Raw genomic sequence first — 12,508 nt, 5'->3', positions numbered from 1 at the left:
CAGACCCCCCCACCCCCGGGCGCCCCCCCCCCCCGCGCGGGGGCGCCGCCCCCCCTTCCGTGTGTGCGGTGGGGCTCCGGGCTCAGCCCTGGCCGTTGCCCGTCGTGTTGGCGAGGGCCGCCGAGAGTTCGCGGGCGACCTGCTGGAGGATCGGGACGATCTTCTCCGTGGCCGCCTCGGTGACGCGGCCCGCCGGGCCCGAGATCGAGATCGCCGCGGCGGTGGGGGAGTCGGGGACCGGCACCGCGAGGCAGCGGACTCCTATCTCCTGCTCGTTGTCGTCGACCGCGTACCCCGTCGCGCGTACCGCTTCGAGGGCGTCGAGGAAGCCGTCGGGCGTGGTGATCGTCTTCTCGGTGGCGGCCGGCATGCCCGTACGGGCGAGCAGCGCGCGCACCTCCTCCGCCGGGGTGTGCGCGAGGAGCGCCTTGCCGACGCCGGTCGAGTGCGGCAGGACCCGCCGGCCGACCTCGGTGAACATGCGCATCGAGTGCTTGGACGGCACCTGGGCGACGTACACGATCTCGTCCCCGTCGAGCAGCGCCATGTTGGCCGTCTCGCCGGTCTCCTCGACGAGCCGTGCCAGGAAGGGGCGGGCCCAGGTGCCGAGGAGGCGGGAGGAGGACTCGCCGAGCCGGATGAGGCGGGGGCCGAGCGCGTACCGCCGGTTGGGCTGCTGGCGCACGTAGCCGCAGGCCACGAGGGTGCGCATCAGCCGGTGGATGGTGGGGAGCGGCAGTCCGCTGCTGGCGGAGAGCTCGCTCAGCCCGACCTCGCCCCCGGCGTCGGCCATCCGCTCAAGAAGGTCGAAGGCACGCTCAAGGGACTGGACGCCACCGCTCGCGGCGGCGGGCTTGGCGGCGTCGGTGGTGCTGGCGCTGGACGTCGGCACGTCAACGGTCCTTTCGAGGCAGGCGGGCAAGTCAGCAGCCTACCGGGCCACCGGCCGGGGCACCCGGTCCCGGTACCGGCGTACGGGCCGGTCAGGGGGTGTTTGTCCGGTGTCGTGGAGGGCTCGGCGGGGTCCGGCTCCGCCCCACATGTGTGGAGCTACGTTCTACTGTACGGAATTCTCATTCCACTTTGTGGAAACCTCTAAGTCGGGTTCGTCGACGGCCGATGCTGGAAGTGTGCCCTTGACGACATGTCGTCCGGAAGTGAAGACTCCTTCAACAGTTCGTTGAATTTGCCGGTTCCTCAGTGAATCGCTCGAAGAAGGGGTACGGGTGGACGTCAACCTGGTCCTGCGCTCGACTCGCGTCATCACCCCCGAGGGGACGCGCCCGGCGTCGATCGCCGTCTCCGGAGGGACGATCGCGGCCGTGCTGCCGTACGACGCCGAGGTCCCGGCCGGTGCCCGCCTGGAGGACGTCGGCGACGACGTCGTCCTGCCCGGCCTGGTCGACACCCACGTGCACGTGAACGACCCCGGCCGCACCGAGTGGGAGGGCTTCTGGACCGCCACCCGCGCGGCCGCCGCCGGCGGCATCACGACCCTGCTCGACATGCCGCTCAACTCGCTGCCGCCGACGACCACCGTCGCGAACCTGCGGGTCAAGCAGGAGGTCGCCCGCGCGAAGGCGCACATCGACGTCGGCTTCTGGGGCGGCGCGCTGCCCGACAACGTCAAGGACCTGCGCCCCCTCCACGACGACGGCGTCTACGGCTTCAAGTGCTTCCTGTCCCCGTCCGGCGTGGACGAGTTCCCGTCGCTCGACCAGGAGCAGCTGGCCAACTCGCTCGCCGAGATCTCCGGCTTCGACGGCCTGATGATCGTGCACGCCGAGGACCCGCACCACCTCGCGGCCGCCCCGCAGAAGTCCTCCACCGAGTACGCCGACTTCCTGGCCTCCCGCCCCCGGGACGCCGAGAACACGGCGATCGAGAACCTGATCAACCAGGCACGCCGGCTCAACGCCCGCGTCCACGTCCTGCACCTGTCCTCCTCGGACGCGCTGCCCCTGATCGCCGCCGCCAAGGCGGAGGGCGTGAAGATCACGGTCGAGTCGTGTCCGCACTTCCTCACCCTCACCGCCGAGGAGATCCCGGACGGGGCGACCGAGTTCAAGTGCTGCCCGCCGATCCGCGAGGCGTCCAACCAGGACGCGCTGTGGCAGGGCCTCGCGGACGGCACCATCGACTGCATCGTCTCCGACCACTCCCCGTCCACCGCCGACCTGAAGACCCCGGACTTCGCGTCCGCGTGGGGCGGCATCTCCTCGCTCCAGCTCGGCCTCCCCGCGATCTGGACCGAGGCCCGGCGCCGCGGCCACTCCCTGGAGGACGTGGTCCGCTGGATGTCCGAGGGCCCGGCCCGGCTCGCCGGCCTCTCCCGCAAGGGCGCGATCGAGGCCGGCCGTGACGCCGACTTCGCCGTGATCGACCCGGACGCGACCTTCACCGTCGACCCGGCGGAGCTCCAGCACCGCAACCGCATCACCGCCTACGCGGGCAAGACCCTCAGCGGCGTCGTCGCCTCCACCTGGCTGCGCGGAGAGCGGATCGTCGACCACGGCACCCTCGCCGACCCCACCGGCCGCCTCCTCGAAAGGAACAACTGACCCGTGAGCACCGGCATACCCTCCTTCACCGGCGACGCCAGCCCCTACGGCGGCGGCGACCCGTACGCCGACTACCGCACGGCCGACTTCCCCTTCACCCAGTACGCCGACCTCGCCGACCGGCGCCTCGGCGCGGGCGTCGTCGCGGCCAACGACGAGTTCTTCGCCGAGCGCGAGAACCTGCTCAAGCCCGAGCCCGCCGAGTTCGACCCCGAGCACTTCGGCCACAAGGGCAAGATCATGGACGGCTGGGAGACCCGCCGCCGCCGTGGCGTCTCGGCCCAGCAGCCCCACCCCACCGAGGACGACCACGACTGGGCGCTCGTACGGCTCGGCGCCCCCGGCGTCGTCCGCGGCATCGTCCTCGACACCGCCCACTTCCGCGGCAACTACCCGCAGGCCGTCTCCGTCGAGGCCACCTCGGTCGCCGGCTCGCCCTCGCCCGAGGAACTCCTCGCCGACGACGTGAAGTGGACGACGCTCGTCCCGCGCACCGCCGTCGGCGGCCACGCCGCCAACGGCTTCGCCGTCGACGTCGAACAGCGCTTCACGCACCTGCGCGTCAACCAGCACCCCGACGGCGGCATCGCCCGCCTCCGCGTCTACGGCGAGGTGGCCCCCGACCCGCGCTGGCTGGCCGTCCTCGGCACCTTCGACCTCGCGGCCCTGGAGAACGGCGGCCAGGTCGAAGACGCCTCCGACCGCTTCTACTCCCCGGCCACCAACACCATCCAGCCGGGCCGCTCCCGCAAGATGGACGACGGCTGGGAGACCCGCCGCCGCCGCGACAAGGGCAACGACTGGATCCGCTACCAGCTCGTCGCCGAGTCCGAGATCCGCGCCGTAGAGATCGACACCGCCTACCTCAAGGGCAACAGCGCGGGCTGGGCCGCCCTCTCGGTCGCCGCCGAAGGCTCCGAGGACTGGGCCGAGATCCTGCCCCGGACGCGCCTCCAGCCCGACACCAACCACCGGTTCGTCCTCGACACCCCGGCGGTCGGCTCCCGGATCCGGATCGACATCTACCCGGACGGCGGCATCTCCCGCCTCCGCCTCTTCGGCTCCCTCACCGAAGCCGGAGCGGCCCGCCTGACCGCCCGCCACCAGGAGCTCGGCGGCTGACGGCAGGACACCCGAGAACCGGGGGGCCGGCCCGACCGGCCTTCCCCTGAACCGGGCGGGTACGACACCCCGCCCGGCCCGCGAGGGCGCACCGACCCGACAGCACGGTGCGCCCTCGCGTAACCCCCCTTTTCGGGCTCGGTTCGCCTCCGGGGCGCTTCAGCCGGGCTCACGGGGTCGCCCGTGCTCGCCCCCTCCTTCGTCGGGGGCTCCGCGCGCTCGACCCTGTTCCCCCGGCGCGCCCCTTCGGCTCACTCGTCGGCCGTACGCGTACTCGGCGACACGACGGCCCAGCGGCACCCTTGCGCGGGGTTACGCCGCGTGGCCGCCGTCCACCGCGAACTCGGCACCCGTCACGTACCGGCCCTCCGGGCCCGCGAGGAACGCGACCATCGCCGCCACCTCGTCCGGCGTGCCGAAGCGGCCGAGTGCCGTCATGGCCGCCTGGCCCCCCGCGTACGGTCCGTCCGCCGGGTTCATGTCGGTGTCGATCGGGCCCGGGTGGACGATGTTGGCCGTGATGCCGCGCCCGCCCAGCTCCCGCGCGAGCGCCTTCGTCAGGCCGATCAGCGCCGCCTTGCTCGTCGCGTACAGCGTGCCGCCCGGCCCGGGCACCCGCTGCGTCATGCAGGTGCCGATCGTGACGATCCGCCCGCCCTCCGGCAGGCGCCCGGCCGCCGCCTGCGAGGCGAGGAAGGCCGCGCGGACGTTCACCGCGAGGACCCGGTCCACGTCCGCCAGGGTCAGCGACTCCAGCGGGCCGAGGACCCCGGCGCCCACGCTGTTCACGAGGACGTCGAGCCGGCCCAGCGCGTCCGCCGCCCACTCCACCGCGCCCGCCGCGTCCCCGGCGTCGGCCGCGTCGGCGCGCAGGGGGAACGCCTTGCGCCCGGCCGCCTCGATCCGCGCGGCGACCTCCTTGGCCGCCGCCTCGTCCCGTACGTAGGTGAAGGCCACGTCGGCACCCTCCCGGGCCAGGCGGACGGCCGTGGCCGCGCCGATCCCGCGGCTGCCGCCCGTCACCAGGACCGCCGTGCCGTCCATCGCGCCGTTCGCCGTGCTGTTCATCGTGGACATCCCGAAACCTCCGTGAGAAGTACTTAGTTGTTGCGGGTTCAATGAAAGTCGGCGGGGCGGCCGGCCGCTGGCATGAATCGGACGCCGACCCGGTCGCCGATGAGTTCCGCCGAGCGGTGGAGTCGGAAGAGGTGAGACACGATGGACAGGACGAGAAAGGCACCCGCCATGGCCACGCTCAGCCTCACCCAGTTCCTCACCCTCGACGGCGTCCACCAGGCCCCCGGCGGTCCGGAGGAGGACCCCAGCGGTGGTTTCGAGCACGGCGGCTGGTCCGTGCCGTTCGGTGACGAGGACTTCGGTCAGTACATGGCCGACGTCTTCACCCGCCCCACCGCGTTCCTCCTCGGGCGCCGCACGTACGAGATCTTCGCGGGCTACTGGCCCCGGCACGACAACCCCGACGACCCCATCGCCTCCAAGCTCAACGGCCTCCCCAAGTACGTCGCCAGCACCACCCTCGAATCCGCCGACTGGACCGGGTCCACCCTGCTCCGCGGGGACGTGGTCAAGGAGGTCGCCGACCTCAAGGAGAGCCTCGGCGGCGAGATCCAGTTGCACGGCAGCGCCGGCCTCGCCCGGACCCTGCTCGACCACGACCTGATCGACACCCTCCACCTGCTCGTCTTCCCCGTGGTCCTCGGCTCCGGCCGCCGCCTCTTCTCCGACGGGGTGCGCCCCACCTCCTTCCGGCTCACGGACACCCGCACCACCGGCTCGGGCGTCGCCCTCCACACGTACGAGCTCGCCGGGCGTCCCACCTACGGCAGCTACTGACGGCTGCTGACCAGGGAAGAGTCGCGGAAAGGTGTAGCCACCACAGGCCCGCCCGGGTACGGTGATCGCTCCGCGTGCGAGCCGCCGAAGTCTCCACCCCGCCCCAACAGTTGGAGATTCGGCCAGCAATGTCGGTTTCGTCTTCGATCGCCGCCCCCGTGTCCCTCGGCGCCCCGCGCCGGGCCTGGCTCACCGACCTGCCCGTCCTGCTCGTCGCCGTCGTCTGGGGCGCCAGCTATCTCGCGGCCAAGGGCATCACCACCACCCACACCGTCATCGCGGTCCTCGTGCTGCGGTTCGCGGTGGTGCTGCCCGTCCTCGTCGTCGCCGGCTGGCGCAAGCTGCGCGCGCTCACCGCGCCCCAGTGGCGCGGCGCCGCCACCCTCGGGCTGATCCTCAGCGGGATCTTCCTCCTGGAGACCTACGGCGTCGTCCACACCTCCGCCACCAACGCGGGCCTGATCATCAGCCTCACCATGATCTTCACCCCGCTCGCCGAGGCCGCCGTCACGAAGGTCAGGCCGCCCCGCGCCTTCCTCACCGCCGCCGCGCTCTCCGTCACCGGCGTCGTCCTGCTCACCCAGGGCGGCGGCTTCACCGCCCCCTCCCTCGGCGACCTCCTCATGCTGCTCGCCGCCCTCGCCCGTACCGTCCACGTCCTGGCGATGTCCCGGATCAAGGCGGTCCGGTCGGCCGACTCGCTCTCCCTCACCACCGTCCAGCTCGGCTCCGCCGTCGCCGTGTTCGCCGTCATCGCGGCCTTCCCCGGCACGGGCGCCTCGCCCTGGGCCACGGCCCTCGACTTCGGTCCCCGCGAGTGGGCCGGGCTGCTCTTCCTCTCCGTCTTCTGCACGCTCTTCGCCTTCTTCGTGCAGATGTGGGCCGTCCGCCGCAGCTCCCCGTCCCGGGTCAGCCTCCTCCTCGGTACGGAGCCGCTCTGGGCCGCCGCGGCCGGCATCGCCCTCGCCGGTGACCGCCCCGGAGTCCTCGGCCTCGCGGGCGCGATCCTCGTTCTGGCAGGCACCAGTTGGGGCCGCCGCACGGCCGACGAGGGTGCCCGGTAGGTTCTTCGATCATGCGTTCACTTGCCTACGACACCGCGTTCCGCGCCCGCGCCCGGCGCACCCAGGGCTGGGGCCTCGGCCTCCTCACCGTGGCAGCACTGCTGTGGGTCTGGTTCGGGGTGCTGCTCCTCACCCCGTTCGAGCCGGGCGACAGCAGTAACTCCTGCCCCGCGCTCATCACCAGTGAGTACGTCCACGACAAGGCCTGCGTCGAGTCGCGCGACTGGCCCCAGCTGGTGGGGATCATCGGCGCTTCCGTCCCCGTCGCCGTGATCGGCGCGGTCCTCTTCACCAGCGGCTCGGTCTCCCACCGCTTGGCCGAGCACCGCGCCGAGGTGACCCGACTGGACACCGCGAGCGCCTGACCGCCCCGAGCGCGCCGGCCGTCAGGACTTCCGGACCCGGTCCGACACGATCAGGAGGACCAGGCCCAGGACGGCGATCACGATGTTCACGAACAGCTCCCGGCCTTCCATGAACCACACGTTGTCGGTCAGGAAACGGGTCAGCCCCATCAGCTTGAACCAGCCGTCCGTCAGCTCGCGGATCGCTCCGCAGACACCGAACACGACGAGCAGGAATCCGACGGCCTCCAGCAATTTCTTCATGACTCGATCATGAACGGGCCCCGGTCCCGGCCGCGTCCGACTCCGGTCCACGGCCACCGCTACCGAAGTATCGACCTGTGCGACTTCGGTAGCGTCCCGCCCCGCACCTCACCCGTGCGGGGCCCCCGGCTGCGTACATTGCCGATATGACCCGTACGGAACGGCAGCGCTGGCTGCTCCCCTCCCACCTGGTCGAACCGGGCGAGAGCGGCGCGGCCAGGCCCCGCCGTACCGTCCGCGACTGGATCGTCGACACCTTGCTCTTCCTCCTCGCGGCCCTCGTCGGCCTCGTCGCCGCCGACGCCGGCGCGGAGTACAGCAGCGAGCCCGTCATCCTCTTCGACCAGCTCGTCGGCGCCGCCGCCTGCTGCGCGCTCTGGCTGCGCCGCCGGTGGCCCGTCGGGCTCTCCGTCGCGCTCTCCCTGGTCAGCATCGTCGCCCCGGTCGCCGGCGGCGCCGTTCTCGCGAGCCTCTTCAGCGTCGCCGTCCGCCGCCCGTTCCGCGAGGTCGCGTGGCTCGGGGCGCTCGCCGTCGCCGCCTCCACCGTCCAGGTCTTCGTCCGCCCCGACCCCACCCTCAACGCCGGGATCTCGATCGTCCTCGGCTTCGTCCTCATCCTGCTCGTCACCGCCTGGGGCATGCTCGTCCGCTCCCGGCGCCAGCTCGTCGAGGCCCTCCGCGAGCGCGCCCGCCGCGCCGAGGCCGAGGCCGAGCTGCGCGCCGCCCAGGCCCAGCGGCTCGCCCGCGAGGCCATCGCCCGCGAGATGCACGACGTCCTCGCCCACCGGCTGACGCTGCTCAGCGTGCACGCGGGAGCCCTGGAGTTCCGGCCCGACGCCCCGCCCGAGCAGATCACCCGCGCCGCCGGCGTCATCCGCGACAGCGCCCACGAGGCCCTCCAGGACCTGCGCGAGATCATCGGCGTCCTGCGGGCCCCCGGGGAGAACGGCGACGGCGGCGGCGACCGCCCCCAGCCGACCCTCGCCACCCTCGACGCGCTCGTCGCCGAGTCCCGCGAGGCCGGCGCGGACGTCGTCCTGGACCTCGACGTCGACACCGCCGATGACGCGCCCGCCGTCCCCGCCTCCACCGGCCGCACCGCCTACCGCATCGCCCAGGAGGCCCTGACCAACGCCCGCAAGCACGCCCCCGGCACCAAGGTCACCGTCACCGTGAGCGGCCGCCCCGGCGAGGGCCTCACCGTCACCGTCCACAACCCGGCCCCCGCCGGCCCCGTCCCGCACGTCCCCGGCTCCGGCCAGGGCCTCATCGGCCTCACCGAGCGCGCAGCCCTCGCCGGCGGCCGGATGGAGCACGGACCGGACCCCGACGGCGGATTCGCCCTCCACGCCTGGCTACCGTGGCCCGCATGACCATCCGGCTGCTGATCATCGACGACGACCCCCTGGTCCGCGCGGGCCTCACCCTCATGCTCGGCGGCGCCGAGGACCTCGACATCGTCGGCGAGGGCTCCGACGGCCGCGACGTCCCCGAACTCGTCGACCGGCTCGCCCCCGACGTCGTCCTCATGGACATCCGCATGCCCCACGTCGACGGACTCACCGCCACCGAACGCCTCCGCGCGCTCCCCGGCGCCCCCGAGGTCGTCGTCCTCACCACCTTCCACGCCGACGAGCAGGTGCTGCGCGCCCTGCGGGCCGGCGCCGCCGGCTTCGTCCTCAAGGACACCCCGCCCGCCGAGATCGTCGCGGCCGTCCGCCGGGTCGCCGCCGGGGACCCGGTCCTCTCCCCGGCCGTCACCCGCCAGTTGATGACCCATGTCGCGGAAGAGCCGGACCGGCCGGACCGGCGGGTGGAGTCGCGGCGCGCCGCGATCACCGCGCGCCTCGCCGAACTGGCCGTACGCGAACGGGAAGTGGCCGTCGCCGTCGGCCGGGGCCGCTCCAACGCGGAGATCGCCGCCGAGCTGTACATGAGCGTCCCCACGGTCAAGACGCACGTCTCGCGCATCCTCGCCAAACTCGGCCTCAACAACCGCGTCCAGATCGCCCTCCTCGTCCATGACGCGGGCCTCCTGGACGACGAGAAGGAGGAGAAGTAGTCGGATAGTCTGCACGGATGTCCGTCATCGAACTGGGGGAGTACGGCGCGGACTTCACCGCGAACCCGTACCCCTACTACGCCAAGCTCCGCGAATCCGGACCCGTGCACGAGGTCCGCATGCCCGACGGCTTCCAGTTCTGGCTGGTCGTCGGCCACGAGGAGGGGCGCGCCGCGCTCGCCGACCCGCGCCTCGCCAAGTCCCCGTCCGTCATCGGCGTACGCCCGCCGGAAGAGGACGTCATCGGCGTCCACCTCCTCGGGGCGGACGCCCCCGACCACACCCGGCTCCGCCGCCTGGTCGCGGGCGTGTTCACCGGCCGCCGCGTCGAGAACCTGCGCCCCCGCATCGAGCGGCTCACCCAGGAACTCGCCGACGCGATGGAACCGGCCGGCCGCGCGGACCTCGTCGACGCCTACGCCTTCCCCGTGCCGATCACCGTCATCTGCGAACTCCTCGGCGTCCCCGCCGAGGACCGCGACACCTTCCGCCACTGGTCGAACGAGCTCGTCGCCCCCGCGGACGAGCAGGGCCTCCTCGGCGCCCTGGCGGGCTTCGGCGGCTACCTCGACCGACTCATCGAGGACAAGCGCGCCGCGGGCCCCGCCGACGACCTGCTCTCCGGCCTCCTCGCCGCCCGCGACGAGGACGGCGACCGGCTCTCCGGTCCCGAACTCCGCGCCATGGCCTACCTGCTGCTCATCGCCGGCCACGAGACCACCGTCAACCTCATCGCCAACACCGTCCGCAACCTGCTCACCCACCCCGAGGAGCTCGCCGCCCTGCGCGCCGACCCCGGCCTCCTCGACGGGGCGATCGAGGAGTCCCTGCGGTACGACGGGCCGGTCGAGACCAGCACCTTCCGCTTCACCCGGGAGGCCGTCACCCTCGGCGGCACCGAGATCCCGGCGGGCGCGAGCGTCCTCGTGGGGATCGGCGCGCTCGACCGCGACCCGGCCCGCTTCCCCGACCCCGACCGCTTCGACATCCGCCGCGACACCCGCGGCCACCTCGCCTTCGGCCACGGCATCCACTACTGCCTGGGCGCCCCGCTCGCCCGCCTGGAGGGCAGGATCGCCCTCCGCACCCTCCTGGACCGCTTCCCCCGGCTCGAACTCGACCCCGAGGGCGACCCCTGGGAGTGGGTGCCCGGCCTCCTGATCCGCGGGGTCCGCCACCTCCCGGTCCGGTGGTGAGGGGACACCGCCCCGACACCGTCTACGCGGCGTCCACCCGCACCGGACGCCGCCCCGACACTCCCTAGGAGGCGTCCACCCGCACCGGGCGCCGCTCCCGGCGCGAGAGCTCGCACGCCTCGGCGATCCGGAGCGCCGCCAGGGCCTCTACGCCGTCGCACGGATTGGCCGCCTCGCCGCGCACCAGCCGGACGAAGGCGTCGAGCTCCGCCTCGTACGCGGGGGCGAAGCGCTCAAGGAAGCCCTGCCAGGGCTTCCCCGGCGCCGGCGGCCCCTGCGGCTCCACCGAGGCGAGCGGCGTCCGGTCGTCGAGCCCCACCGCGATCTGGTCCCGCTCGCCCGCCAGCTCCATCCGTACGTCGTACCCGGCGCCGTTGCACCGGGTCCCCGTCACCGTCACCAGGGTGCCGTCGTCCAGGGTGAGGAGCGCGGCGGCCGTGTCCACGTCCCCCGCCTCCCGGAACATCGCGGGACCCGCGTCCGAGCCCGTCGCGTACGCCTCCACGACCTCCCGGCCGGTCACCCACCGCACGATGTCGAAGTCGTGCACCAGACAGTCCTTGAAGAGCCCGCCGGAGAGCGGCAGGTACGCGGCGGGCGGCGGCTCCGGGTCGGACGTCGCCGCCCGTACGGTGTGCAGCCGGCCGAGCCGCCCCGACCGCACCGCCTCGCGCGCCGCCCGGTACCCCGTGTCGAAGCGGCGCATGAACCCCAGCTGGAGCTCGGTGCCCGCCTCCGCCACGGCCCGCAGCGCCGCCCGCGTGCCGGGCACGTCCAGCGCGATCGGCTTCTCGCAGAAGACCGGCAGACCCGCTCCGGCGGCCCGCGCGATCAGCTCCGCGTGCGCGGCCGTCGCCGAGGCGATCACCACCGCGTCCAGGGCGTGCCCGAGCAGCGCCGCCACGTCGGGCGCCGCCTCCGCCCCGAGCGCCCCCGCGACCCCGGCCGCCCGTGTCGCGTCCGCGTCCGCCACGACCAGCGACTCGACCTCCGGGTGGCGGGCCAGCACCCCCGCGTGGAAGCTCCCGATCCGTCCCGTACCGATGAGTCCGATGCGCATGGCCCCACCGTGGAGCGGTACGCCCCCCGTGTCAAGGATTTGTCAGGACATCCGGACGTCACGACGTCCTGTCATCCGCTCCCCGCCGTCGGCTTCCGGTCATCGGCGCGCCCGGTTACGCTCCCCCCGTGTCCAAGCAGTCCGGCTCCCCCCTGCCTCCGCTCTCCGTGGACCGCACCAGCCCGGTCCCGCTCTACTTCCAGCTGGCCCGACAGCTGGAGAGCGCGGTGGAGAACGGGACGCTGCCGCCCGGCACCCTCCTCGGCAACGAGATCGAGCTCGCCACCCGCCTCGGCCTCTCCCGGCCCACCGTCCGCCAGGCCATCCAGTCCCTCGTCGACAAGGGCCTCCTGGTGCGCCGCCGCGGCGTCGGCACCCAGGTCGTGCACAGCAGGGTCCGGCGCCCGCTGGAGCTCAGCAGCCTCTACGACGACCTGGAGGCCGCCGGCCGCCGCCCCGCCACCCGGGTCCTCACCAACCGGCTCGAACCCGCCACCGCACCGGTCGCGGCCGCCCTCGGCGTACCGGAGGGCAGCGACGTCCACTACCTGGAGCGGCTGCGGACCGCGTACGGCGAGCCCATGGCGTACCTGCGCAACCACCTGCCCGCCGGGCTCCTCGCACCGGAGGAGCCCGACACGGAGCGCCTGGAGACCACCGGCCTCTACCGGATGCTCCGCTCCGCCGCGCTCACCCTGCACAGCGCCCGCCAGTCCATCGGCGCCCGCGCCGCGACCCCGGAGGAGGCCGCGCTCCTCGACGAGCGGGAGGGTGCCCCGCTGCTCACCATGGAGCGCACCACCTACGACGACACGGGCCGCGCCGTCGAGTACGGCTCGCACGTCTACCGGGCCGCGCGCTACTCCTTCGAGCTCCAGCTGATGGTCCGCCCCTGACCACACAGGCCCCGCTGACAAGTGCCACGACCCGCATGACCGATACTGCAATGCACGCAGAAGGACACAAAGGAGGGCACGGCCT

13 protein-coding genes are annotated in these 12,508 nt (G+C 73.3%); 9 read left to right on the top strand and 4 right to left on the bottom strand.

Going from position 1 to position 12,508, the window contains the following annotated elements:
• Positions 1 to 82 precede the first annotated feature (82 nt).
• Entirely contained in the window at positions 83 to 892 is an 810-nt protein-coding gene (locus ACFC0G_RS27890; RefSeq protein WP_024758417.1) for an IclR family transcriptional regulator, read from the bottom strand.
• A gap of 334 nt (positions 893 to 1,226) precedes the next feature.
• On the opposite strand from ACFC0G_RS27890, the gene allB reads away from it, so the two are divergent.
• Both allB and alc read left to right on the top strand, forming a co-directional pair.
• Positions 1,227 to 2,561: an allantoinase AllB gene (allB, locus tag ACFC0G_RS27885; RefSeq protein WP_376407915.1), complete on the top strand. Its 1,335-nt coding sequence runs from the start codon at positions 1,227 to 1,229 to the stop codon at positions 2,559 to 2,561.
• A 3-nt stretch (positions 2,562 to 2,564) separates the two neighbouring features.
• The gene (alc, locus tag ACFC0G_RS27880) at positions 2,565 to 3,683 is read left to right on the top strand and encodes an allantoicase (protein ID WP_376407913.1); all 1,119 of its coding nucleotides are present in this window, start codon (positions 2,565 to 2,567) and stop codon (positions 3,681 to 3,683) included.
• A 312-nt stretch (positions 3,684 to 3,995) separates the two neighbouring features.
• Here the strand turns inward: alc and ACFC0G_RS27875 are convergent, their stop codons facing one another.
• Positions 3,996 to 4,760, bottom strand: a complete 765-nt coding sequence (locus ACFC0G_RS27875; protein ID WP_376407910.1) for an SDR family NAD(P)-dependent oxidoreductase — start codon at positions 4,758 to 4,760, stop codon at positions 3,996 to 3,998.
• Between the two features lie 168 nt (positions 4,761 to 4,928).
• Here ACFC0G_RS27875 and ACFC0G_RS27870 point away from each other — a divergent pair, with 168 nt between their 5' ends.
• The 3 genes from ACFC0G_RS27870 (at position 4,929) to ACFC0G_RS27860 (ending at position 6,966) form a co-directional block, all read left to right on the top strand.
• A complete protein-coding gene (locus ACFC0G_RS27870; RefSeq protein WP_376408028.1) occupies positions 4,929 to 5,537 on the top strand; it encodes a dihydrofolate reductase family protein in 609 nt (202 codons plus the stop codon).
• 128 nt (positions 5,538 to 5,665) lie between these two features.
• Entirely contained in the window at positions 5,666 to 6,601 is a 936-nt protein-coding gene (locus ACFC0G_RS27865) for a DMT family transporter (protein ID WP_376407908.1), read from the top strand.
• Positions 6,602 to 6,612: 11 nt separating this feature from the next.
• Positions 6,613 to 6,966, top strand: a complete 354-nt coding sequence (locus ACFC0G_RS27860; RefSeq protein ID WP_376407906.1) for a hypothetical protein — start codon at positions 6,613 to 6,615, stop codon at positions 6,964 to 6,966.
• A 21-nt stretch (positions 6,967 to 6,987) separates the two neighbouring features.
• On the opposite strand, the gene ACFC0G_RS27855 is transcribed toward ACFC0G_RS27860, so the two are convergent.
• A complete protein-coding gene (locus ACFC0G_RS27855) occupies positions 6,988 to 7,209 on the bottom strand; it encodes a hypothetical protein (protein ID WP_376407904.1) in 222 nt (73 codons plus the stop codon).
• A 146-nt stretch (positions 7,210 to 7,355) separates the two neighbouring features.
• Here ACFC0G_RS27855 and ACFC0G_RS27850 point away from each other — a divergent pair, with 146 nt between their 5' ends.
• From ACFC0G_RS27850 to ACFC0G_RS27840, 3 genes are read left to right on the top strand one after another with little or no spacing between them, the layout of a single operon-like run.
• Positions 7,356 to 8,582, top strand: coding sequence for a sensor histidine kinase (locus ACFC0G_RS27850; protein ID WP_376407902.1), 1,227 nt, complete (start codon positions 7,356 to 7,358; stop codon positions 8,580 to 8,582).
• Entirely contained in the window at positions 8,579 to 9,271 is a 693-nt protein-coding gene (locus tag ACFC0G_RS27845) for a response regulator (RefSeq protein ID WP_376407899.1), read from the top strand. The genes ACFC0G_RS27850 and ACFC0G_RS27845 overlap by 4 nt, the downstream gene beginning before the upstream one ends.
• Positions 9,272 to 9,288: 17 nt before the next feature.
• A complete protein-coding gene (locus ACFC0G_RS27840) occupies positions 9,289 to 10,467 on the top strand; it encodes a cytochrome P450 (RefSeq protein WP_376407897.1) in 1,179 nt (392 codons plus the stop codon).
• Between the two features lie 64 nt (positions 10,468 to 10,531).
• Here the strand turns inward: ACFC0G_RS27840 and ACFC0G_RS27835 are convergent, their stop codons facing one another.
• Entirely contained in the window at positions 10,532 to 11,527 is a 996-nt protein-coding gene (locus tag ACFC0G_RS27835) for a Gfo/Idh/MocA family oxidoreductase (protein ID WP_376407895.1), read from the bottom strand.
• Positions 11,528 to 11,694: 167 nt separating this feature from the next.
• Here ACFC0G_RS27835 and ACFC0G_RS27830 point away from each other — a divergent pair, with 167 nt between their 5' ends.
• Complete coding sequence (locus ACFC0G_RS27830; protein ID WP_376408025.1) at positions 11,695 to 12,423, top strand: GntR family transcriptional regulator; 729 nt, start codon at positions 11,695 to 11,697, stop codon at positions 12,421 to 12,423.
• Positions 12,424 to 12,508: the final 85 nt, after the last annotated feature.

Source organism: Streptomyces sp. NPDC056169, assembly GCF_042268445.1.
GTDB lineage: Bacteria > Actinomycetota > Actinomycetes > Streptomycetales > Streptomycetaceae > Streptomyces.
This window is presented reverse-complemented; position numbering and strand designations above follow the sequence as displayed.